Here is a 24,527-nt window from a genome sequence, read left to right as displayed (position 1 = left end):
TTAGTTTTGAGCAATTTTTAAAAGATGCTCCATTTGTAATGTATCTTTAATCAGCGAATTCTGAATAGGAGCAACTTTATCATTGTAGTCTACAAGACCATAATCGATTCCTGATACTATTCTCTCTACCCTTTTTCCATGTGCCGCTTCAACTAATCCGGTAATATCATCTGCTACTAATTGAGGATCTGGAGCGTCTTCTGTCTCAAAGAAACCTTCAAAATTTTTCAACATTGCATGTGGAGTTTCTTTATGATCTCCGTACTCATTAAATACACCTTGATCTTCTTCTGCTGGACCGGTAAATAAAAGATTCGTCCCAAATGGACCTGGCTCTACAACGCTTACTTCAACACCAAATGGGGCTAACTCATATCGTAATGCTTGTGAGTATGCTTCTACAGCATGCTTACTTGCACAATAAATACCAAAATAAGGAAAAGCCAATCTACCAGCTAGTGAGGTTACATTTATAATAAGGCCTTCTTTTTGTTTACGCATATATGGCGCTACTGCCTTTGTTGTACGTAAAATCCCAAAGAAATTCGTCTCAAATTGATCTTTGGCTTGTTCTACACTATACGCTTCTGTAATACCTACAAACATATACCCTGCATTATTAATCAAATGATCAATTCTGCCGTCTTCATCTACTATTATCTGTATTGCTTCTGATACCGAATCGTCAAGGTTTACATCCATTTCTACAACAGAAATCTTCAGATTTTCTTGCTGAGCAATTTTTAGTAATTCTTCTTTTTTCAAAGAATTTTTACTTTCTACATTTCTCATTGTAGCCCAAACTTTATACCCTTTTCTGGCTAAAGTTAATGCGGATAAATACCCAAATCCACTACTACTTCCTGTAATTACTACGTTTTTCATTTTTCTTTTTTTTAATTTAATTAAAATTAGACCAGTCTACTACTAAATATCTAAAAAAAACTAAAGAATGTATTTTGAGACATATTGAATAAAAACTTCAATAGCATCATTATTTTTTGAAGATTTCATTCTCAAAATAGCTCCTTCCCATCCAGAAAGAATAAAGTTCGACATATCAACAGATGATTTATCAGCGCTAATAACACCTGTGTTCTGTCCTTCAATAATACAATCTTCAAAACAAAACTGCCATTTATCCAATTCTGAAGAAATTACTGTACTAAATGATTCTGAAACATCAGATAACTCCAAACTACAATTCCCTAATAAACATCCTTCTTTGAACCCTTTATCAGAATATACATTCTTCATATCATTAAAGAAAGACAATAATCTTTCTCTTGGATTTTTGCTAGTGTCTTTTAAATAGCTATTTAAAATCTTTAATGAATGTTCTGAATAATATTTGATGAGTTGTATTCCAAAATCTTCCTTACTTTTAAAATAATAATAAAAAGAACCTTTTGGAATCTTCGCAGTTTCCAAAACTTCTAGAATACCCAGGTTATTGTATCCTTTTTTTAATACCAAATCGGTACCTATTGCTAAAATGTTATCTACAGTTTCTTTTTTCATTCCTATATTAGACCAGTCGTCTACAAAGATAGAAACTATTTTAAAACCAACAATTTTTTGTTCCATTTTTTTTGGATTATTCAAAACCTTACCATCAAAACAACTTACATAAATTCTCGTAAGCGTACATTTTAAGGGCTTTGTTCCAATATATCAAAGGCGTTCTATTTTACAGATAAAACAACATGCCTCAGAATTCCTGGCGTGTAAATAGGAGATATTATGATGATTTTTAAATATTTTTTCGATCAACTCATCAACATCTTCATCACCAACTAATTTTGTAAATACCATTTTTTGCTCTTGATTATACCCTATCAAAGACAAAGGGAAATTATCCCTATCTTTTTTTATACCAGGCGGGAAATTGTAAATATCTTCATAAGCTTTAACAGGTTTTTTATGAATAAATACAGGTCCGGGTTGATCAAAGGCATTTTTGATATCAAATGGACTATGTCTAAACACCAATCTTATATCTTTTCCTATTTCAAATGGTTGAAGAGAAACTCGGCAAGGTCCAGCTCCTGTCGATAGCTGTTCCATAACCTCTAGACCATAGTCATCTTTTTTTTCTGTTTTTATCTGCAAAGCATATTCCTCAGAAAGGGGAACAATTTTAAAATTTCTCATCAATAATAGATTTATACATTATACCGTAAATGTAGTATCAGCTTCATATGTATAAAATCCGGATCTTGCTATATATTGAAAAGATAATACCATCATATGTTCTTTATTCTAATGTATATATCACCTTATTTCCTGAAAACTCTGCAAAAACACCTTTAAACATACCGTTTACATGTTTAATAAGATGATCTGATGATATTAAGTTTATTTTTTGAGGTTGAATTACAGAAAAACGTATGTTCTTTTCCTGGAGTACTAGCTCTACAAAACGATCTGAAATTTGGCTTTTAACCTTATTTTTTCCATCATTAGTAAGCATTGGCCACGAAATACGTTTTTTTCCTTCAAAACCTTTGAACTCGGTTTCAACGATTATTTTATGGTCTTTTATTGAAATGATTTCGGTAATAGATTGTGATTTTTCAGGAGCTATGTCATAAGTAATTTTAAACCCCACATTGTGGGTGTTTTCTTCTAAAATCTCAACATTAGACGGGTTCATTTTAAGCTCGGCTAAGGAACTCCAAGTACCATCAGAGTTTTCCCATAAAGGTCCTGTAGCCATATATGTATTTTCTCCACTAAAGAGAGGTGCGATCCCATTTGAAGGACCTAACTGAGGATGTCCTCCTTTGATATGTGATCGAATAATTCCTGTTGGGTTATATTTTTGATCTCCATTAGTCTCATATTCCAGATAGGTTCCGTTAGCATTTGCAAATATTTTATGAAACGGTTTTAATATTGGAATTACGAATCCTCCTATATCCGAAGGAGCAGGTAATTCATTTATTTCATCATTAGAGAATTGCCATGCCTGAGCTAGCATCGAAGTTGCTAACATATTATAACAAGTGTGTACAGAATATCTTTCGTATCCATGTTTATTTTCTATCGGAAATCTGTTTTTTACAACATAACCAGAACCATCTTCTCTCATCCATTGTTTAATAGAATTAAGAGATAACATCGCTGCTCTTTTAAAAGCACCTGCTTCTTCTTTTTTTCCTAAATCTGAATATGCTGAAGCGTAAATTTCAAACAAAACACATTGCTCTGCTTCATTCCAAATATGGTGACTACTTCTATACCCTGCCGGAAGCTCTCCAAAAGGAGATTGAAGGAACATTGATGTCCATGCACCTCTCCATAAATTATCTTGTAATACTTCGACATGTTTTCCTTTATATCCTAGTTGTAAGACCCCTGCTAAATAATGTCGGGCAAAAAGATCGTATGATAAAGGATTTCCTCCTTCATTATACATTCCCGAGTTCGTGAAATTAGAAAGTTGGAAGCCTAACATCCTCTCTACATACTCATGAGAGGTAAACTTATTTTTAGCTCTTAAAAATTCTCCAGAGGCATGCACCAAAATCCAATTCATTGCCTTTTCTTTATTATAAAAAGCATATAATTTGGAAATGTCGATGGATTTTAAACTTTTATTCCAGGAATTTAAGATCTCTTTATTTACAAAAGGTTTAAAGTTTTCGTAAGCTAACATCACTGGCCAAGTGTAAAAATCTCCATGATTTCCATTCACTCGATTGTTAACCATATCGTTTAATGATTCAGTTAATGCTTTTACACCACTTTCAAAAAGAGGATCTGTTTTTTTTAATTTTCCTGAAAAAACTAACACTGCTACACTATGTGCAAAACAGGGGGTGGTATAATATTTTTCAACTTTTTCGACAGGGTCAATAATGCGACCTTTGCTATTTTGATATTTTAGCATGGCACGCACTTGCTTTTCGATAATTTCTAGATAATCATTCCTCTTCAACCCTGTAAGTTTAAAATCATTAAGATTATCTTGGTCTTTTAAAAACCTATTAATTTTTCCTGATAGCGGATGAGCCTCATTACGAATAGTAGTACTTTGTACTACTTGAGGGATCAATCTATTTACTTTTTTAATATTCTCTTTAGAAATAGTTTTATTTTGGTTTTGACCATTTAAAAAGCTACTACAAGAAACTATAGTCAAAAAAAACGATAATAAAGAGATTTGTGATGCTCTTTTCATGGGGACTTTAGTTTAAATATTAGCGAGGTCTTTTAGTAAACCTTCAACACCTAAGCTACTAACATACAACGTAAATGCCATAATCAATATCAATATAATGATGTCATGTATTTTGTTTACATTCGATTTCATTAGTGACTTTTTACACGTTAAGTAAAATACAGACCCTATAGTTATGGGTAATACTATGGCTATACTAGCTTGCGATAGCATTAAAATAAATACAGGTCTAAAACCTAGACCTATCCCTAAAATACTTGATAATGTTAAAAGTAATACGATTACTCGAGAACTTACTGTTTTTGTATTTCTTTCCTGTTCTTTATAATCTATAATGAGCCACGGAATTACAAGCGTATTGGGAAGGTGAGAAGATAAACCCGCAGCAAGAATACCTATAACAAAAACCCCTAGAGCGGCTTTACCAGCAATAGGTTCCATTAAAGGAATCATTTCTGCAACATTATTTAAGCTTAAACCTTTAACATGTAAAGTCGAAGCAGCGGTAATTAGTATAGCAGAACTAATAATAAACATTAAAGAGGCACTTACAAATGCATCACGTTTCTGCAGTTTATTGTCTGACATATCCCAACCTGTGTCCTTTACAATTTGTGATCGAATTACAAAGGCAAATACCGACACTGTAGTTCCTACCATACCGGCTATAATAATAAATGGGCTATTATCGCTACCTTCTGCAGTTTGTGGAAATCTTGGAATAAACCCTTTTACCAACTTGGATATAGATGGAAAATTTATAAACATGGTAGTAACAAAAGCTAAAGCCATAATTGCTACCAAAATGGCTAAAACCTTTTCGAAGAACTCATAATTTCCAAACCAAATAAGAACATAAATTAAAACTCCAATTAAGATTGCCCACGATAAAGATGAAATATTCCATGGCAAAACAGCTTCTGACCATTCTGCCATTACATCTGCCATAATGCCCAACAAGCCAGTAAGCGCACTAACTATTATAGTAGATAAGGCAACAATTAACACAATTGCTAAAGCGGGGTGGATGTGTTTTTTAATCCCTTGAATAACGGTTTCTTTAGTCACCATAGTATAGCGACTAAAAAGCGTAATTAAATAATACGTCATAACACAACTTACTAGAACAGTCCACAGTAGATCTAGACCAAAATTAGCCCCAGCTTTAGACATAGAAGTTACACTTCCTGTTCCAACATTATATCCTATTAAGAATATTCCCGGTAAAACACTGACTAGTATTTTTTTTAATTTTGACATATTCACTTTTTTAGGAAAGAAAATACCGTTTCAAATCTAAAACGGTTTTTCTTTTTTGTATTTAAAATAAAAGGCTAATCTGTTATGGAATAATTTTTTGAGATAGTTCGTTTTTGTTGTTAGTTAATTATTCTCGTTTTCCATGTACCCCATATTAGCTGTAATACCGCCATCTACATAAATGATTTGTCCATTAATAAAATCTCCTGCTTTTGAAGACAATAAAATAGCAGTACCAGATAAGTCTTCTACAACACCCCATCGTGCAGCAGGGGTTCTTGTCATTATTAAGTTATTAAATGGATGTCCTTTACTAGCATATTCTTCGGTCTTTGCAGTTTTGATATATCCCGGTGCAATACCATTGACCTGGATGTTGTGTTTACCCCATTCTACGCACATATTTTTGGTAAGCATAGCTAAACCGCCTTTTGCAGAAGCATAGGCCGAAACCGAGTTGCGACCATACGTACTCATTAAGGAACAAATGTTGACTATTTTTCCTTCTTTTTTGGTAATCATATCAGGAACTACAGCTTTTGAGACTAAAAATGTAGAAACAAGATTGATATCTAAAACTTCCTTGAAATCCTTTTCTTCCATTTCTAAAATTGGTGTACGCTTAATAATTCCAGCGTTATTGATAAGAATATCAATAGAACCTATTTCTTTTTTTATAGTTTTGATACTTACGTTTACTGCTTTTTCATCACTGACATCAAAAGCAATAGCAAATACATCAAATCCTTTTTCTTTAAAATCTTTTTTCGCTTGGTCCAGTTTTTCTTTGGATCTTCCGTTGATGCAGACTTTAGCACCAGCTTGTGCTAAACTAAGTGCTAAATCTTTTCCTATTCCGTCTGAACCTCCTGTAACTAAAGCAACTTTGTTATCTAATTTGAAACTATCTAAAATCCCCATATTATTTCAATTCTATTGCTTTTATAGCATCCATATCCGTGAAGTCTAAGTTTTCGCCAGCCATTCCCCAAACAAAGGTATAGCTCGAGGTTCCAGAAGCACAGTGTATAGACCAAGGTGGAGAAATAACTGCTTGCTCGTTGGTCATCCAAATATGTCTGGTTTGTGTAGCTTCGCCCATAAAATGACTAATCGCATGATTTTTAGGAAGATCTATATATAAGTATACTTCCATACGACGATTATGCGTATGTGGGGGCATCGTATTCCAAATACTACCGGGTTTTAGTTTTGTAATCCCCATTTGTAACTGACAAGTTTGTACACTCGCCGCAACGATGTATTGGAAGATTTGACGCTCATTAGCGTCATTCGAATTTCCTAGATCTAAAGTAATTCTGTCTTTAAGCTCAATCTTTTTTATAGGATAAGCTTGATGAGCAGGGGCAGAATTAATATAAAATTTAGCAGGGTTACTACCAGATTTACTTTTTAAGATTATAGACTTGGTATTTTTTCCAATATAAATTCCTTCCATAGGAAGTAGAACGATTTCTTTTCCATCTACCTCTACAATTCCTTCTCCTCCTATATTGATCATTCCAACTTCTCTACGATCACAAAAGTGTGATGCTTTAAGTGGATCGATAGGATCTAATGATAGTGATTTTGAAACTGGAACAGCACCACCTGCGATAAAGCGGTCGTTCATAGTATACGTCAATACTATTTTATCTGTTTCAAAGTTTTTTTCAATTAAAAACTGTTCTCTAAGTCTATCGGTGTCATAATTTTTTACATCGGCTGGATGTGCCGCGTAACGTTCTTCATAAGTGATATGATCCATTTTCTTATTTTCCTTTAAGGTTCATTTTATACATTTCACTAGCTGCTAATAAGAACGTTCCCGTAACATATTCGTGAGAATCGTCTTTAGAAAGATTTACGGGTTGGTCTCCTACCAATTGTCCCCATTGTACTTTTCCTTCTTTACTAATTTCATCAGTCACAGATTTCCATGCTTTTTTAACTATAGGTAAGTACTCTTCTTTATTTAAAATTCCATTATTTATACCATAAGCAAGTCCATAGATAAAGAAGCTGGTTCCACTTGTTTCTTTAAAAGGTGCATGATCTGGATTTGCTAAGTTTGGATACCAAAACCCTTCTTTAGCTTGACATTCTTTTAAAGCTGCTGCCATACTTTTAAGTACGGATTCATAGCGCTTATAATTACCGTGCTCCATTGGTAAATACTCTAAAATTCTTGCAATACCAGCCATAGCCCAACCATTCCCTCTCGACCATACTATTTTTTTGCCATTTTTGTTTGAAGGAAAAAAGCGTTTATCTCTATAAAACAGATTAGTATCTGTATTGTATAATTTACCATAAACATCCCAAAACATAGCATCCATCCAGTCAGAATATTTTTGATCTCCAGTAACATTATACAGCATCGCTAAGGTCGGTGGCCCTGTAAATAAAGCATCTACATATCGTGTGCCGTTTTCATAATACCATTGATGCGGGTTCCCTTTTGGATTTCTAAGATTTGGATTATCTAAATGGTCAATAACTCCTCTGATCTTACTCTTTTCTGGTTTTGCCATATAAGACTGAATCATAGATTGTCCTACAGTTAATAAATTAGCTCCACTTGCAGGGTGCACTGGAGGTAGTGTAGGTACTTTCCATTTTAAAGATGTACATAATTTATCTGTTTGCTCTAAATAGGTTTTATCTTCTGTTGCAAAATAACACGCCATTACCCCAGCATAATACGTTCCTCGTATCCAATTATCATCATACTCTTTCCAAGGGTGATTTAATTGATACGTATTTACTCTATCTATAAGCTCCTTAATTTGAGGTCGCTCATAAATAGATTGTGCCATAAGGTTAGATGCTACGAAAAGAATCACGAAGAATATCGCAAATGTTTTAGTAGTAAAATTTAGCATTCTTTTTTTCATTATGGTTTATTTATTATTTGACAATTATGATGCTATAGTATTCTTAATTAGATTCTTTAATTTATTACAAGAATCATTTTACTCCAGAATTACATCAAGAAAGAATAGTACAAACTTAGGGTTAGAGTGTTCTTAGTAGTATATAGATTTTGATATGTTATATATTAATATTATCATTTTACATCTACTCATTCATTATTTTGATAATATTCATGTATTTCTCATGGAGAGATTTCTAAAATATATTCTAGGCAGAAGGTAAATACCGAAAAGTCAACATGCTTTATTATAATTTACTTTTACGAGCTGCTACTAGTCAAATCCTAATACTTTTATGCCTTAAACCAATTTAGTAGTTTACGATCATATTAGATTTACGATATTGATTTGGAGTTACTCCTTTGGCTCTTTTAAAAATTTGAGAAAAAGCTGAAGGATTATTAAACCCTGATTCATAGCATATCTGCATAATGGTAACATTACTTTCTAAAAGCATTTTACATGCAAATTCAACCCGTACTTCATATAAAAATTCACTATAACTCTTTTTGACTGCATTTTTGAAATAACGACAAAAGGCACTTTTTGATAAATTCGCAACATTAGAAATTTCATCAAGAGAGATATTCTTTGTAAAATTCAGCATAGTATGCTGAATAATCTTATTCATTCGGTCTTTTTCCTTGGGGTTGGAAGATTTATGCAAATCAAAGTTCGATAATACCTCAACTTCTTCGGATTTAGAAATTAAACTCAAAATTTGGATCAAAGATGCCATTTGCTCCAAAGAGGATTGATCGAGCATTTTGTGTAAAATATTACTAATAATTTCATTTGTTTTTCCTTCAATATGAAGTCCTCCTGAAGCTTTCTCAAACACTCTATTAATAGGATACACATCAGGTATTCTTAAAAAATCTTTTCCTGCAAAATCAGGATAAAATTTTAGCACAATAGCCTTAGTCAATAAATCCGTGTCTTTTTCATAAAATTGTTGATCACTTTTCCATACATGAGTAAGTTCTTCTCCTACCAAAACCATATCCCCTTTTTGATATGATTTAATACTACTTCCTACATATCTTGTCCCGTAACCTTCAATAATATAAGCTAATTCTAATTCTTTATGATAGTGTAATGGATTCAAAAAAAATGGCAATTCAAAATAGGATACTGAAATCCCAAAATTAGAAGTACGGTCTGAGGAAAGAAATTTAGGTTTAGGCATTATATAAATTTTACCAAAAAAGATAAAAATAAATTATTAAATGCAAATATTCATAAAATACTGGTTAATATCTATCTATTATTGTCAATATCATTTTCTTTTCTTTGATCCTTAAAATCAATGAATTTTTTATGAAACATCATTTTTTAATACTCTTTATAGTATACTATTTTGTTCCATCTCTACTAATCTCTTGTGAAGCAACTGACAAGTTATATACTATTACAACGGTTAACAATACTAATTTAAAAAGAGAGAAAGAAACTATAGAAATTCAATTAAAAGATGTACCAGAATTTTCTAAAGAAGAATATAATAATTTATCAATTTTTGACACTAAAAACAATCTAGTTGTATCACAACTTGTTGATATAGATCAAGATTCAATACAAGATTATATTATTTTTCAAACTGATTTTAATCCTAATGAAACTAAAAAGTTTACACTTGTATATCAAAAAGAAACTCAACTAAATAATAAAGTTGATGTACATACTTTTTGCAGAATAGTTCCAGAAAGAATAGATGATTTTGCCTGGGAAAACGATAAAGTAGCATTTAGAACCTATGGACCAAAATGCCAACAATTATTTGAAGAAGGAAAACCAGGGGGATTAATTTCTAGCGGAATTGATTGTTGGACAAAAAGAGTAGACTATCCAATTATCAATAAATGGTACAAGGATTATTTAAATGGAAAATCGTATCATAAAGATCATGGAGAAGGTTATGATGCATACCATGTAGGAACTACCAGGGGTTGTGGCGGTGTCGCTCTCATTCATAACAACACCTATCTATTGACTAAAAACTTTACAAATTGGAAAATATTAGCAAATGGCCCAATTCGAAGTATTTTTGAATTAGAGTACGCCACTATAAAAGTTGGAAATTCTGAGGTAAGTGAAAAAAAAAGAATTTCTCTTGATTTAGGAACTCATCTATATCATTGCCAAATATCTTATACTTCTAAACGACAGCTCAGCAAAGCTGGTATTGGCTTGGCACTACATCAAGGTAAAGGAAAAACAACAATGAACAAAGCAGAAGGCTGGGTTTCTTATTGGGAACCTATGGAAGATTCGTATATCGGCACAGCCATATTGATCAATCCAAAATCAATAACCGATATAGCTATTAACGATACTTTATCTAAAGATGAAAGTTTTAATAATCTTTGGGTCAATACCAAGATTCAAAAGAATCACTTCAGCTACTGGGCTGGCTTTGGATGGAAGAAAAGTGGTGATTTTAATACTTCTAGAGACTGGGAAAACTATCTTAAAAAAGAAGCTTCTAAAAAAAATACCCCTATAGCAATTACACTCACGAAAAAATAAATTTTATATGTGGAAATCAGATGATGAACTTTTTAGTATCGCCAAGAATGAACTTTTTACAGCCTTAGTTGGTGATATTTTAGATCAATTAGGGTATCAACATCAATTCTTAGACCCTGCCATCAAACCAGTTAAAAATGATATGGTGGTAATTGGCAGAGCAATGCCTGTATTAGAAGCTGATGTATTTGAAGAAACCTCCAAAGAAACGAATAATCCACTTATGAAAAAGCCTTTTGGTCTTATGTTTGAAGCTTTGGATAGTTTAAAAAAGAATGAAGTCTACATCTGTACAGGATCATCATTTTCATACGCTTTATGGGGTGGATTGATGAGTACCAGGGCCATAAAATTAAATGCAGCAGGAGCTGTACTACATGGTTATTCTCGAGATACAAATGAAGTGGAAAAATTAAATTTTCCAACCTTTTCTATTGGGACTTATGCTCAAGATCAAGGACCTCGAGGAAAAGTAATAGATTATAATATACCTATTGAGATAAACCATGTAAGAATTAATCCTGGGGACATTGTATATGGGGATCGAGATGGCGTACTTATTATCCCCAAGGTAGTTGAAAAAAAAGCTTTTGAAGGAGCTATAGAAAAAGCAAGAGGAGAGCAACTTGTAAAAAAGGCTTTAGAAAATGGAATGAGTACTGTTGATGCTTTTAATAAATTTGGAATTATGTAGTTTATTTTTTCAACTACTCAAACTCTAAAACATAACATATTTATGTTTGCCTCATAGAATTTTTTAATCCTTAAAACAAAAACCTTCCAAATCAAATGATTAAAAAGGTTTCTAAAAATACTTGAGGTAGGAATCCAATCTACACTACCGAAGTCACTAGATTTATTTCAGTATAATAATCATGTACATGAACTTATATAACCCAATAAAAGCCTTTTAATAAGAGTATTAAAAAGCAACAACAAACGTGGATCATATAAGAATAAGGTATTGTAAAAGGAAAATAATACCGTAAAGTATTCATTTAATAAGAATTTCTATCCTATTTTAGTCGAACACCGACATCATTTAATCATTAACCACGATTTTTTAAATTTGTTAATAAATACTATGCCAGTATAGTATAGCATTCAAAGGTAAAATCTAGGAAATGAAAAACGAAAATCCTCAAGCAAAGTCACTATATGAATTATATCTTCACTTGGGATTATCTGTGGATTTAATTCAACCTTCTGAAGGTTTTGCTATTCTTAATTTGAAAGACATCAATTTTAAACTTCCATATCAATCACCATCATTCCGTCCAGATTATTTTTCATTTCTTTTTGTAAAAAACGGTCAAGGAAAGTATACCATAGATGAACACTCTTTTGGCGTACAACAGCATTCTATTTACTTTACCAATCCGAGTAATTACCGAACATTCAGTTGGGAAAAAATTGAAGAAATTTATCTTATAACTTTTGATGAAACATTTCTAAAACAATATATCAACAAAGACATCTTCTCTGAATTTCCATTTTTATTAACTGAAACGATCAGTCCTAAAATTGTAAGTGATGAATTTTATAGTGAAGTAGAGCATGTTTATCTAAATATTCACAACGAATACACCAATCAATCTACTGATAAATACAAAATTGTCGGACATTTATTGGCAGTGATGCTTTATAAAATCAAAGCTTATTTTTGGAAGGATTACAATCCTATTTATGAAGGAAACAGAAGTTCGCAAATTGTTAAATCCTTCAAACGATTACTTGAAAAGCACTACCGCGATTTAATTATGGGAAAAACAGAAACTGTTTTCAGGGTTCAGGATTATGCTTCAGCACAAAATCTACATCCTAACTATTTAAGTAATATTATTAAAACTAAGACAGGAAAAACTGTTACTACCTGGATTGCAGACAAATCTATTTCCGAAGCCAAATCACTATTGCAAAATTCATCCATGTCTATCAAAGAAATAACCTATAGACTAGGGTTCTCTGAAACTGCCCATTTTAGCAATTTTTTTAAAAAACACACCAAAACATCCCCTGCCCAATATCGAAAAGAGCATTCTATTTAATGAGTTAGTTCTTTATTCTTCTTTTCATTTTCTATTTAAATTTTACAACTAATGCTGTATTCTATGCAACAAACAAAGCGTAGTACCTAAATACCTTTGTTCTATTAAACTTAAAAAGATATATAAATGAAAAATTTAAGCAACAAAGTAGCCCTTATAACGGGTGCATCACGTGGTATTGGTGCAGAGGTAGCACTACATTTGGCCAACGCCGGAGCAAAAGTAATTGTTAATTATTCGGGCAGTAAAGCAGCAGCTTCAGCGATTGTACAACAAATCAAAACAAATGGCGGAGATGCCATCGCTATACAAGCTGATGTAAGTAACTCGCAAGATGTAAAAAATCTTTTCGATAATGCCATTGCCCATTACGGAAAAATTGATGTTTTGGTCAATAACGCAGGTATTATGATCAATACGTTTATTAAAGATACCACCGACGAGGATTTTGCAAAACAAATGGATGTAAATGTAACAGGAGTATTTAATACACTTCGTGAAGCTGCTACGAAATTAACAGAGAATGGAAGTGTTATCAACTTTTCTACTTCGGTCAACAGAATCATGTTACCCACTTATGGACCTTATGTAGCTACCAAAGCAGCAGTTGAACAATTAACTCGCGTGTTTGCAAAAGAAGTAGGAAACAGAGGTATCAATGTAAATTCAATTTCTCCCGGACCTACAAACACCGAGTTGTTCACAAAAGGAAAACCAGAAGCAGTAATCAATAGATTAGCCTCTTTATCAGCATTCAATCGTATTGGAGAACCTAGAGATATTGCAAAAATTGTAACCTTCCTGGCAAGTGATGAAGCCAAGTGGATTTCTGCTCAGAATATAGGTGCCAACGGAGCAATGGCTTAACTACTTTAATCATTTAATTATTACATATTATGAAAACATTTTTAACCGCCCTCGTTATGGGGCTATGCGGAGCATTGGCAGTATTTATCTCATTTTCTATGGGATGGACTACTTGGGTCATGTTTCTTGCCTGGGTAAGTTATTACCTCTTTGGAAAATCGATTAAAGTATATATTCCCAGTTTCTTACAGATTATTTTGGGAATAGTAATGGGAGTTCTTATACAATCTTTAGCAAGTTTACTTGCGCCTGTACTAGGTGTATTGGGATTTCCATTAATCGTTTTTGTCCTTATTGGTTCTTTGGCATATATATCAAAAATTAAAGAGTTAAATAACATTCCTGCTTGGTTTCTGGGTTTGATCATCTTTTTTGGGGTACACCCAGAACTACAAATAATCCCAGTATTGCGTTTACTTGTTCCTACAATTGCAGGGGTAGTTTTTGCATTGATTAATGACACAGGACTTAAATACATAAACAAGAAATTTTAAACCACAAAAATGAATTCATTACAAAATAAAACAGCCTTAATAACAGGGTCTGCAAGAGGTTTGGGAAAAGCCATAGCAGAAAGATATGCTGCTCTTGGCGCCAATATTGCCCTAAATTTTTCAAAAGACAACATATCAGCCGAAGAGACATTATCAAATATTGAAGCTATGGGGGTTAAAACCATAGCTATACAAGCTGATGTCAGTAAAGTAACTGACATTGAAAGACTATTTAATGAAACCAAAAAAGCCTTTGGAAAAATCGATATTGTGGTGGCTAATGCCGGGATAGAAATGGTAGAAACACCAGTAACGCAATTTACAGAAGAACAATTTGATAGATTGTTTAATATCAATACCAAAGGTGCTTATTTTACCATGCAGCAAGCGGCTAAAAACATCGAAGATAACGGACGTATTATTTACATTGCTTCAAGCACCACGGTATATCCCATACCAGGAATGGCTGTATATGGAGGAAGCAAAACTACACCGCGCTATCTAGTGGATGTTCTTTCAAAAGAAATAGGGAATCGAGGGGTTACTGTAAATTCTATCATTCCGTTTGCAGTAGATCATTCTGGAATATTTGTTGATCCTAATGCTTATCCAGAATTAAGAAAATCACTAATAGAAAGCTGTCCCATGGGAAGATTGGCAGAAGTTGAGGATGTGGCAAATCTAGCAGAATTTTTTGCCAGTGATCTATCATCCTTTGTAAATGGACAACATTTACTTGTTAATGGAGGAGCTAATCAATAAGTATCACAATGAAAAAAACAACTTATTTAATTAGTTTATTAATGTTCATATCCTTTTTCAATACATGTGGACAAATAGGAAACCACGAACATAAAGAAGTAGAATCTATGAATCTAAATAGTATTAAAAACAATATTGTCAAACAGGCATTTGAAGCATGGCAACAAGGAGATTCAAAGCTTTGGTTCTCATTTTTTACTAATGATGCACAGCTGTACGATGATGGGAAACTACGCGATTTTAATAATTTTTCAACTAATGCAATAGGAGAAGAATGGTTTACTAGTCTTGACAAAGTCGAAAATGAAGGTTTGTCTATTTACGGAAAAATTCATACCAAGAAGTGGGGTGATTTTAAAACATATTTTAAATTTTACATTAACGACAAGGAGAAAATTTATCGATTAGAAATTGGACAAGCTGATTACTAAATAGCAATATGAATTAATTATTAATTATCTAAATCCTATTCTAGCACATACTTGTCTATGAAGTTTCAATAGTATTTGTTTAAAGACTTAAATACTAAATTTGGTTTAAACCCAACTTCCTCACTTTGGCTACATTCTCCATCAATTAGGCTACAACAAGGCAAATGTGATTATTGACCTTTGTATTGTTCTAATATTAAAATTTAAAATTATGAAATATCAAAAAGACAACAAAGTTTGGTTCATTACAGGCTCTTCTCGGGGGTTTGGACGTATTTGGACGGAAGCCGCACTTGAGCGAGGGGATAAAGTCGTAGCAACTGCCCGCAGATTGGAGAGTATATCTGATCTACAGGAAACCTACGGTGAAAATGTGCTTACCCTAGCACTGGACGTGACAAAGACGGATCAAGTAAAGGCTGTACTCGACCAAGCCTACAATCATTTCGGCAGATTGGATGTCATTCTAAATAATGCTGGCTATTCACTTGTCGGTACTATCGAGGAAGCTGGTTTACATGATGTACGGGCACTCTATGAAACGAATTTATTTGGCACCTTATCTGTTATCCAGGCCGCTCTACCACTACTACGTAAACAAGGTAGTGGTCACATATTAGGAGTATCAAGTAGTCTTGGGCTTGAGTCAATGCCGGTAATCGGATATTATTGTTCCACAAAATGGGCATATGAGGCAATTCATGAAAGCCTAGCAGCAGAGGTCGAGTCCTTTGGCATTAAAGTAACACTCATAGAACCCGGTGCCTATGCGACAGAGTTCGGTAGTCAAGAGTCATTGAAGATGGCCAGTGGACTTGACATCTACTCAGGTTTTAAAGAGCAATTTGTGCAAGGTCTGCGAAATTTGGAAAGAGGAAACCCCAACGCCACTCCCGAAGCTATTTTTAAAGTAGTAGATGCTAAACAGCCACCACTACGAATTTTTCTGGGTAACCAATCATTGCCTTCAGTTCGTAAAGCTTACAATGACCGCCTGGCAACATGGGAAGCTTGGAAAGAAGTGTCCGATGCCGTACAAGGTTGATCAAGATAATGACCATTGAAACAAAATACAGTAATGTTGTAACTTTAACGATAGCCGATATTTAGTATCTTATCGGTTGTCGTTTAGCTCCTAAAAATGAAAAAAGAAGAGAACATACCTCGAAAATTTAATTCATTATCCGATTTTCATCATGCTTTTGGTCTACCAAAGCCAGCGCATCCTTTGATAAGTTTTATAAATATTGAAGATATCTCAATCTCTACCGAGGAATCATTTGATTTCTTTATATTAAACTTTTACAAGATCGCTTACAAAACGACACTTTGTGGACAAGCAAGATACGGACAAAGCTATTATGACTTTGGTGAAGGTGGTTTGATTTTTACCGCTCCAAATCAAGTATTCGAAAGTCCCAAAAGTTCGGCTTCGGGTTATATCTTTTTTATCCACCCGGATTTTTTACTAAACTACTCTCTAGCTAAAAAAATCAAGCAATATGGCTTTTTTTCATACGCTACAAATGAGGCATTACATCTCTCTGCTCATGAAAAAGAAACCGTCATGTCAATCTTTAAAATCATCGACGATGAATTGAAGAGCAGAATAGATGATTTTAGTCACGATGTAGTTATTTCTCAAATAGAATTATTGATGAACTACAGCAATCGATTTTACAACAGACAGTTCATTATACATAAAGCTGTTTACAAAGATTTATTATTGCAGTTAGAGGAGCTTTTAGACGATTATTTCAAAGATTCAAAACCATTAAATGAAGGTTTACCATCTGTTCATTATTTAGCTGATCAAGTCAATGTATCCCCAAGCTATTTAAGTGACATGTTACGTTCACTGACGGGACAAAATGCTCAGCAGCATATTCATCATAAATTGATAGAAAAAGCCAAAGAGGAATTGTCCACAACAAGTCTATCTGTGAGTGAAATTGCTTATGCTTTGGGTTTTGAGCATCCGCAATCATTCAGTAAGTTTTTTAAAACAAAAACTAAACTCACTCCACTGGAATTTAGGCAATCGTTTAACTGAAGAAAAATAATTAGAAAAATTTAAAAATTCGGGTTGTGTTCAACAGAATGGTTCGTGCAACTTTTTCGCCCTACCTTTCAAACCATAGCTAAACCTTTGGTAGCAAGGTTAACGTGTTCACAGCACAAATAGCTTGTCCTCTTTCAAAGACCTTCCACTCTGACTACAACAATAATCGTTTTGGCTACATCTCTTGCTTAATACCATCGCAGCTTTGTATAAAGAAAAAAAATGAATATAGTTTTAACAGGCTCATTGGGCAACATCAGCAAACCTCTTGCAAAAGAACTAATTGCAAAAGGACATACGGTTACGTTAATAAGTAGTAACCCTGAAAGAGCAAAAGTAATTGAAGAGATTGGAGCGATTCCAGCTATTGGCACTATGGAAGATGTAGATTTTTTAACAGAATCATTTGCAGAAGCAGATGCTGTGTATTGTATGATTCCACCAGGAGACTACTTTGATCAAGATTTCAATCAAATAGAATTTTACAAACAAGTTGGTAATAACTATGCTGAAGCTATTTTAAAATCAAACGTAAAAAAGGTTGTGCATCTGAGTAGTATAGGCGGTAATATGAATAAAAATAATGGCCAGCTTATTGCACATACCAATGTAGAAAATATCTTTAAGTCCTTACCAGAAGAAGTTAAAATTACGACGCTAAGACCTACATCTTTCTACTATAATTTATTTGGATTTATTCCTACAATAAAATCTCAAGGAATTATAGCTTCTAACTATGGTGAAGATGATAAGTGTCCTTGGGTATCACCTTCTGATATTGCCGAAGTTATTGCTGAGGAATTAGAAGGTTCATTCTCAGAAAGAAAAGTGCGTTATATAGTAAGTGAAGAGTTAACTTGTAATGAAATAGCAAAAACGTTGGGTGAGGCAATTGGAAAACCAGACTTAAAATGGATTTTGATTTCTGATAGGGATATGTTAAATGGAGCTTTATCAATTGGGCTTAACCCTAAAATAGCAGAAGGATTAACAGAAATGAACAAAAGTATTCGTAATGGCAAACTATTGGAAGATTATTACAGTAGTAAGCCAAAATTTAGAAAAGTAAAACTAAAAGAGTTTGCCAAAGAGTTTGCAAAGGTATATAACCAATAATTGGTACATTTAGATATGGCAAATAAAAAACCATATAGAATTAAAACAATTAGTGAGTTTCATAAATTCAGAGGTTTACCAGCTCCCGAGCATCCTTTGATCAGTGTGATAAATTATGCTTCGATAAGGCATTCGGATGAAAGCAATTCAATGAGTTGGCTACTTGATTTTTATGTTATTTCTTTAAAAAAATCTTCTCACACTAAGTTTAGATATGGATATCAGCAATGCGATTTTGATGAAGGCTCACTGTTTTTTATGGCACCAAATCAGGTATTTCGCGTGGAGGTTGACAAAAACCATACGCCGGTGAACTCAGGATGGATATTACTAATTCATCCTGATTTTATTTGGGGTACAACATTGATAAAAACAATCAAGCAATGCGATTTTTTTGATTATACCGTAAACGAAGCGCTGTTTCTGTCCCCTAAGGAAGAGTCTATACTAAATGGTATTATTCAAAACATTCAGCAAGAGTATCAAGCAAATATTGATAAATTCGGCAAACAAATCATTAGCACTCACATTGAAAATTTGCTCAGCTATTCTGAAAGGTTTTACAATCGTCAATTCATAACAAGGGAAAAGGTCAATCATCAAATTTTAGAACGTTTGGAGAAACTATTGACAGATTACTTTAATAGTGATGATTTGGTAATAAAAGGCTTACCATCTGTTCAAGATGTTTCAGAAGAATTGAATGTTTCACAAAGTTACTTAGGCAGCCTACTTAGAGTCCTAACAGGTCAAAACACTCAGCAACATATTCACGAAAAACTGATTGAAAAAGCCAAAGAAAAATTATCTACAACAAACCTTACAATTAGCGAAATTGCTTATGAATTAGGCTTTGAACACTCACAATCATTCAGCAAACTTTTCAAATCCAAAACACAGTTCTCTCCTTTGGAATTCCGACAATCATTTAACTGAAAACAAAATTACCAACAAAAGGTTTTGTTGCCAATATTGTTTTTAATAAGACAATCTAAACCATTACTACCATACAAACTGTTATAGTTAAACAACTCATTTTTTTCCTTTGGTTTTTTTGTAAATAGCACGAAGTCTATCCTCCCAATCTACTGACCAATCGTAGAAACTGGACAATGGTTCAACAAGACTCTTTCCAAATTCTGTTAATGTATATTCTACACGAGGTGGTACCTCGGGGTATACCTTTCGAGAAATCATTCCATATTTCAATAGTGTTTTTAGCGTCTGCGATAACATCTTAGGAGAAATACCAATGACCTGTTTTTGTAGATCGCTATTTCGTTTTGTACCCTGCATCAAAGTAGTTAAGATTAAGAGCGTCCATTTATCGGCTATCAACGCGAAAGATACCTGTATAATACAGTTCTCATCAAAAACGGTTCTAGCGTTCAAAGACTCCAAGTATGAAATTTTTTTAATTTTTTTTTCAGCTTCCATTACTATTGTTTATTTATTTACTACCTAAAAGTAAGTTATGTACTATTTAGTACCCTCTTGCGTGATACAAGTATAGCTCATAAATTTGTATAATAATTAGAAATTTAAACAAAAATAAGATGAAAACAAAAACATTAAACCAAATACTAACAATCCTAATTGCTGTATTTCTAACAAATATGTATTCGGGTCAAGCCCAAAAAAAGCAAACCGAAACAAATAGTGAGGAAATAACAATAAATGAAAAAAAACAAGGGAAAATAGTTCAGGATTTATTAGAAGCCTTCAATCTAGGTGCAGAGAATGTACTCGAGCTTTTTGATGAAGGAGCCATTATTGAATATCCATATGCTTATTCATTAGGTACACCTTCCTCTTTGAATAAAACACAGTATGGTGATTATTTAAAAGGTGCTCTCTCGAACATGCCGGATATAGCATTCTCACAAGTGAAAAGTTATATAACAGAAAACCATATCGTATGGGCAGAATTTCATGGAGAGGTAATTATTCCATCGACGAAACAATTATACAAACAAGACTATGTCGCCCGTATAATCCTCAAAAAAGGAAAGATCATTCATTATAAAGAGTACTGGAATCCTATGGCGGTATCAGCTATGGGGGATCATAAAGAAGTTAATAAAATGTTTAATGATAAATCAAAACAATAAAATTATGAAAATAGTAATAGGAGCAGCCGCAGGTAACGTAGGTAGCCGTATCGCAAAAAAAGTAGCGTCAGCAAATCATTCAGTGGTATTATTAGGAAATAAGCTGGACTCTTTACAAAATTTGAACATCCCAAACTCATCTTCACATGAAGTGGATATGAGTGATATAGAACAGGTAGTTGCTCATACAAAAGGAGCAGATGCATTTTTCTGGCTTGTGCCACCAGCACTTGGAGTATCAAGTCTAAAAGAGTGGTATGATGATATCATTTCTTCTGGAGTAGCTGCCATTAAAGAACATAATATTCCTCGTGTAGTAGCCCTTTCTTCTCTTGGTGCTGGAGCTGCCAATAACCTAGGTACTGTAACTTATGTAGGAAACTTGGAAAGAGCTTTTAAAGAAGTAGCATCGAATGTAGTTTTCTTAAGACCTGGATATTTTATGGAAAACTTCTTGTTGCAAAAGAATGACATCCTTAAAAATGGTTATTTTTCATTTCCATATGCCACAGATCATGACATTCCTTTTGTAAGTGCAGACGATATTGGAGATATAGCTGCAGAATATCTTATGGATACCCGTTGGGCAGGTCAATGGAGCAGGAATATTATGGGGCCGAGCAATATTACTCTTAAAGAAGCGGCAGATATTTTCTCAGCAGAGTTACAACAAGAGATTGTATATAAGCAGGTGACTTATAATGATGTAAAAAATCAATTTGCACAATTTGGTGCTAATGATACTGTTCAAAAAGAATTGGTCGACCTCTATATGGCTCTGGGAGATCCCGACGGTGCCTATGCGACTCCTAGAACATTCGAAGCGAATACACCAACAACTCTTGAATATGTAATCCGAAATAAGTTTATTTCAAAATAATAAATATAGAGTAGATGCTTCTAAAAACATCTTAAACAAAGTTATTCATACTATAAAAAATTTGTAGCAAAGAACTGTGGTAAAATCTATCTTTTTTAGAGATATAAAAATATATGATTATTGTATCAGGATATAAAAAAGGCTTAGATTTTCATCTAAGCCTTTTTTGTACTCGAGGTGGGAATCGAACCCACACGACCGAAGTCACTGGATTTTGAATCCAGCGCGTCTACCAATTCCGCCACTCGAGCATTAATGGACGGCAAAATTAACAAAATATTCTTTTCCTACCATTAAATTAAGTAACAAAATAAAGGTTAGAGTGAAAATAAATTTTTAAATTTGCACCTTGTTTTTAGAAAATAAGTTTTAACTCTTTATAATACAATAATTTACCCTATGTCAATCGCAGTTACAGAAGCAAAATTTTTTGCATGTAGTCAAAGTACAGAACTCGCAGAAAAAATAGTAGCTGCCTATGGCGCTAAACTGGGTAAAATTATTACATCAACGTATAGTGATGGTGAGTTTCAACCTTCTTTTGAAGAATCTGTAAGAGGATCCAGAGTTTTTATTATTGGGTCGACTCACCCTAGTTCTGATCATCTTATGGAAATGTTATTGATGCTTGATGCAGCAAAAAGAGCTTCGGCAAGGCATATCACAGCGGTATTACCTTATTATGGGTGGGCTCGCCAGGATAGAAAGGATAAACCAAGAGTCCCTATTGCTGCTAAACTGATTGCCAAAATGTTAGAAACAGCTGGTGCAACAAGAATCATTACTATGGATTTACATGCAGATCAGATTCAAGGTTTTTTTGAGAAACCTGTAGATCATTTATTTGCATCAACTATATTTTTACCATACGTTCAATCGCTAAATTTAAGTGATCTTACAATCGCTTCTCCAGATATGGGTGGTTCTAAAAGAGCTTACGCATATTCTAAAGCCTTATCAAGTGATGTCGTTATTTGCTATAAGCAAAGAGCCAAAGCAAATGTAATTTCGCATATGGAACTTATTGGAGATGTAACCGGAAAAAATGTAGTTTTAGTTGATGATATGGTAGATACTGCCGGAACATTAACCAAAGCAGCTGATCTAATGATAGAGAGAGGTGCCAAGAGTGTAAGAGCCATATGTACCCACCCTATCCTTTCTGGGAACGCATATGAGCGATTAGAAAATTCTAAACTAGAAGAATTGATCGTAACCGATTCTATTCCTCTAAAACAAAAAAGTGATAAAATCAGAGTTGTTAGCTGTGCAGATTTATTTGCAGATGTTATGAACAGAGTTCATAAAAACCAGTCAATTAGCTCTAACTTTATAATGTAAAATAATAATTAATAAATTTTAAAAAATGAAATCATTAACAATCAATGCATCTCAAAGAGAAAGCGTAGGCAAGAAAGCGACAAAAGCCTTACGTAATGCTGGACAGGTACCTTGTGTTATTTATGGTGGAGACACTATTGTACACTTTGCAGCGCCAGAAATTGCCTTTAAAAACTTAGTGTATACTCCAGACGTTCATACCGTGGTAATTGCGTTGGATAATGGTACAAAGATAAACGCCATCTTACAGGATATCCAATTTCATCCTGTAACTGACAAAATTTTACATATCGATTTTGTTGAAATTTTTGATGATAAGCCAATTACAGTTGAGCTTCCTTTTAGAACAACAGGAAATGCAAGAGGAGTTCTTGCTGGTGGTGTGTTACGCTATAACCTAAGACGTATTAAAGTAAAAGGTCTTGCTTCTAAATTACCAGACTTGATCGAAGGTGACATTACCAACCTAAGAATAGGAAACAAATTATTAGTTACCAGTTTAGCAAGTGACGATTTCACAATCTTACACCCAGACAATACAGTAGTTTGTATGGTTAAAACTTCTCGTACTGCTGTCGCAGATGACGATGAAGAAGAAGAAGAAGGAACTGAAGCTGCTACAGAAGGAGCAGAAGCTCCAGCTGCTGAAGCTTAATCTTACAATTCTAGAGATACAAAAGCATTCTGATTATTATTCAGGATGCTTTTTTTATTTTTACATAGTTTTAATACTTCTATTTAAATTCATATTAAAACTATACAAATTAAACAATTGTAAATCATATGCTTTCTGTATTTAGAAGATTATTTTCAAAACAAAAAGTAGAAGAAACACAAGATGATCTTATGAAAAAATTTCTTGTCGCCGGTCTTGGGAATATTGGTCCTAAATACCACAACACCCGGCACAATATAGGTTTTAAGATTCTTGATGCTTTGGCTAAAGAAGAAGGTCTTACTTTTGAGACAAACAAGCTGGGTGATCTCACAACCTACAAATACAAAGGAAGAACCATCATATTACTCAAACCCAATACTTATATGAATCTCAGTGGAAAAGCAGTTCGATATTGGCTGGAGAAAGAAAAAGTGCCAATAGAAAATCTTTTAGTGGTCACTGATGACATCAATCTTTCTTTTGGAACCATTCGTGTTAAAACTAAAGGTAGTGCTGGAGGACATAATGGACTTAAAGATATCGAAGCACAATTACAAACTTCTAAATATTGCAGATTTAGATTTGGAGTTGGTGATGAATTTAGTAAAGGCAGGCAAGTAGATTATGTGCTTGGAGAATGGAAAACCGAAGAAGAGTCTGCTATGCCAGAACGATTAGAAAAAGCAATTGCATTGATTAAATCCTTTGCTACCGCAGGAACATCAAACACAATGAATAGCTTTAACGGAAAATAAAGAAATGTATCCAAACTATTTTTTATTTTTACAATCGCTGTAAATTTCACTTCTTGAAATAAGCATAACAATCATATTGATGCCAAGCATA

General features: G+C 33.5%; 26 protein-coding genes and 1 tRNA gene. 16 read left to right on the top strand and 11 right to left on the bottom strand.

All coding sequences use genetic code 11. The features are described from left to right. From PQF96_RS15025 to PQF96_RS14985, 9 genes are all read right to left on the bottom strand, one after another. A complete protein-coding gene (locus PQF96_RS15025) occupies window positions 1-885 on the bottom strand; it encodes an SDR family oxidoreductase (RefSeq protein ID WP_109435805.1) in 885 nt (294 codons plus the stop codon). A 60-nt stretch (window positions 886-945) separates the two neighbouring features. Beyond that, a complete protein-coding gene (locus tag PQF96_RS15020; RefSeq protein ID WP_271767176.1) occupies window positions 946-1,587 on the bottom strand; it encodes a TetR/AcrR family transcriptional regulator in 642 nt (213 codons plus the stop codon). An 87-nt stretch (window positions 1,588-1,674) separates the two neighbouring features. Then, window positions 1,675-2,154: a DUF1203 domain-containing protein gene (locus PQF96_RS15015; protein ID WP_109435807.1), complete on the bottom strand. Its 480-nt coding sequence runs from the start codon at window positions 2,152-2,154 to the stop codon at window positions 1,675-1,677. A 103-nt stretch (window positions 2,155-2,257) separates the two neighbouring features. After that, a complete protein-coding gene (locus PQF96_RS15010) occupies window positions 2,258-4,186 on the bottom strand; it encodes a hypothetical protein (RefSeq protein WP_271767174.1) in 1,929 nt (642 codons plus the stop codon). Window positions 4,187-4,198: 12 nt separating this feature from the next. Beyond that, entirely contained in the window at window positions 4,199-5,446 is a 1,248-nt protein-coding gene (locus tag PQF96_RS15005) for an Nramp family divalent metal transporter (RefSeq protein ID WP_271767173.1), read from the bottom strand. A gap of 123 nt (window positions 5,447-5,569) precedes the next feature. Continuing rightward, entirely contained in the window at window positions 5,570-6,367 is a 798-nt protein-coding gene (locus PQF96_RS15000) for a gluconate 5-dehydrogenase (protein ID WP_109435810.1), read from the bottom strand. A gap of 1 nt (window position 6,368) precedes the next feature. Further along, window positions 6,369-7,214, bottom strand: coding sequence for a 5-dehydro-4-deoxy-D-glucuronate isomerase (gene kduI, locus PQF96_RS14995; protein WP_271767171.1), 846 nt, complete (start codon window positions 7,212-7,214; stop codon window positions 6,369-6,371). A 4-nt stretch (window positions 7,215-7,218) separates the two neighbouring features. Beyond that, a complete protein-coding gene (locus tag PQF96_RS14990) occupies window positions 7,219-8,343 on the bottom strand; it encodes a glycoside hydrolase family 88 protein (protein ID WP_271767169.1) in 1,125 nt (374 codons plus the stop codon). A 349-nt stretch (window positions 8,344-8,692) separates the two neighbouring features. Then, window positions 8,693-9,571: an AraC family transcriptional regulator gene (locus tag PQF96_RS14985; RefSeq protein ID WP_271728778.1), complete on the bottom strand. Its 879-nt coding sequence runs from the start codon at window positions 9,569-9,571 to the stop codon at window positions 8,693-8,695. A 131-nt stretch (window positions 9,572-9,702) separates the two neighbouring features. On the opposite strand from PQF96_RS14985, the gene PQF96_RS14980 reads away from it, so the two are divergent. The 11 genes from PQF96_RS14980 to PQF96_RS14930 all read left to right on the top strand — a co-directional run bounded on the left by PQF96_RS14980 (window position 9,703) and on the right by PQF96_RS14930 (window position 19,627). Further along, window positions 9,703-10,911 carry a DUF4861 family protein gene (locus tag PQF96_RS14980; protein WP_109435814.1) on the top strand — a complete coding sequence of 403 codons (1,209 nt, stop codon included), beginning with the start codon at window positions 9,703-9,705 and terminating at the stop codon, window positions 10,909-10,911. Window positions 10,912-10,918: 7 nt separating this feature from the next. Further along, a complete protein-coding gene (locus PQF96_RS14975; RefSeq protein WP_271767167.1) occupies window positions 10,919-11,605 on the top strand; it encodes an RraA family protein in 687 nt (228 codons plus the stop codon). Between the two features lie 430 nt (window positions 11,606-12,035). Then, complete coding sequence (locus PQF96_RS14970) at window positions 12,036-12,959, top strand: helix-turn-helix domain-containing protein (protein WP_271767165.1); 924 nt, start codon at window positions 12,036-12,038, stop codon at window positions 12,957-12,959. A 126-nt stretch (window positions 12,960-13,085) separates the two neighbouring features. Further along, complete coding sequence (locus PQF96_RS14965) at window positions 13,086-13,826, top strand: SDR family oxidoreductase (RefSeq protein ID WP_271767163.1); 741 nt, start codon at window positions 13,086-13,088, stop codon at window positions 13,824-13,826. Between the two features lie 29 nt (window positions 13,827-13,855). Next, entirely contained in the window at window positions 13,856-14,320 is a 465-nt protein-coding gene (locus PQF96_RS14960; protein ID WP_271767162.1) for a DUF1097 domain-containing protein, read from the top strand. Between the two features lie 9 nt (window positions 14,321-14,329). Further along, entirely contained in the window at window positions 14,330-15,082 is a 753-nt protein-coding gene (locus tag PQF96_RS14955; protein WP_271767160.1) for an SDR family oxidoreductase, read from the top strand. Window positions 15,083-15,090: 8 nt separating this feature from the next. Then, entirely contained in the window at window positions 15,091-15,513 is a 423-nt protein-coding gene (locus PQF96_RS14950; RefSeq protein ID WP_271767158.1) for a hypothetical protein, read from the top strand. A gap of 211 nt (window positions 15,514-15,724) precedes the next feature. Then, window positions 15,725-16,558 (top strand): SDR family NAD(P)-dependent oxidoreductase, encoded by an 834-nt coding sequence (locus tag PQF96_RS14945; protein WP_109435820.1) that lies wholly within the window; start codon window positions 15,725-15,727, stop codon window positions 16,556-16,558. Window positions 16,559-16,654: 96 nt separating this feature from the next. Next, window positions 16,655-17,566, top strand: a complete 912-nt coding sequence (locus PQF96_RS14940) for a helix-turn-helix domain-containing protein (protein WP_271767155.1) — start codon at window positions 16,655-16,657, stop codon at window positions 17,564-17,566. A gap of 231 nt (window positions 17,567-17,797) precedes the next feature. Continuing rightward, a complete protein-coding gene (locus PQF96_RS14935) occupies window positions 17,798-18,691 on the top strand; it encodes an NmrA family NAD(P)-binding protein (protein WP_109435822.1) in 894 nt (297 codons plus the stop codon). Between the two features lie 15 nt (window positions 18,692-18,706). Further along, the gene (locus PQF96_RS14930) at window positions 18,707-19,627 is read left to right on the top strand and encodes a helix-turn-helix domain-containing protein (protein WP_271767153.1); all 921 of its coding nucleotides are present in this window, start codon (window positions 18,707-18,709) and stop codon (window positions 19,625-19,627) included. Window positions 19,628-19,723: 96 nt separating this feature from the next. Here the strand turns inward: PQF96_RS14930 and PQF96_RS14925 are convergent, their stop codons facing one another. Further along, window positions 19,724-20,128, bottom strand: a complete 405-nt coding sequence (locus tag PQF96_RS14925) for a winged helix-turn-helix transcriptional regulator (RefSeq protein ID WP_143916732.1) — start codon at window positions 20,126-20,128, stop codon at window positions 19,724-19,726. Window positions 20,129-20,247: 119 nt separating this feature from the next. On the opposite strand from PQF96_RS14925, the gene PQF96_RS14920 reads away from it, so the two are divergent. Next, a complete protein-coding gene (locus tag PQF96_RS14920) occupies window positions 20,248-20,802 on the top strand; it encodes a nuclear transport factor 2 family protein (protein WP_271767151.1) in 555 nt (184 codons plus the stop codon). 4 nt (window positions 20,803-20,806) lie between these two features. Beyond that, window positions 20,807-21,682 (top strand): NmrA family NAD(P)-binding protein, encoded by an 876-nt coding sequence (locus tag PQF96_RS14915; RefSeq protein WP_271767150.1) that lies wholly within the window; start codon window positions 20,807-20,809, stop codon window positions 21,680-21,682. 169 nt (window positions 21,683-21,851) lie between these two features. On the opposite strand, the gene PQF96_RS14910 is transcribed toward PQF96_RS14915, so the two are convergent. Next, window positions 21,852-21,933: transfer RNA gene (locus PQF96_RS14910), tRNA-Leu, on the bottom strand. A 148-nt stretch (window positions 21,934-22,081) separates the two neighbouring features. Here PQF96_RS14910 and PQF96_RS14905 point away from each other — a divergent pair. The 3 genes from PQF96_RS14905 (at window position 22,082) to pth (ending at window position 24,436) form a co-directional block, all read left to right on the top strand. Beyond that, the gene (locus PQF96_RS14905) at window positions 22,082-23,023 is read left to right on the top strand and encodes a ribose-phosphate pyrophosphokinase (RefSeq protein WP_109435826.1); all 942 of its coding nucleotides are present in this window, start codon (window positions 22,082-22,084) and stop codon (window positions 23,021-23,023) included. Between the two features lie 25 nt (window positions 23,024-23,048). Continuing rightward, window positions 23,049-23,678, top strand: a complete 630-nt coding sequence (locus PQF96_RS14900; protein WP_271767148.1) for a 50S ribosomal protein L25/general stress protein Ctc — start codon at window positions 23,049-23,051, stop codon at window positions 23,676-23,678. 128 nt (window positions 23,679-23,806) lie between these two features. Continuing rightward, window positions 23,807-24,436, top strand: coding sequence for an aminoacyl-tRNA hydrolase (gene pth, locus PQF96_RS14895; RefSeq protein WP_271767146.1), 630 nt, complete (start codon window positions 23,807-23,809; stop codon window positions 24,434-24,436). Window positions 24,437-24,527 lie beyond the last annotated feature (91 nt).

This window comes from Aquimarina algiphila (assembly GCF_947494415.1).
Classification (GTDB): domain Bacteria; phylum Bacteroidota; class Bacteroidia; order Flavobacteriales; family Flavobacteriaceae; genus Aquimarina; species Aquimarina algiphila.
This window is presented reverse-complemented; position numbering and strand designations above follow the sequence as displayed.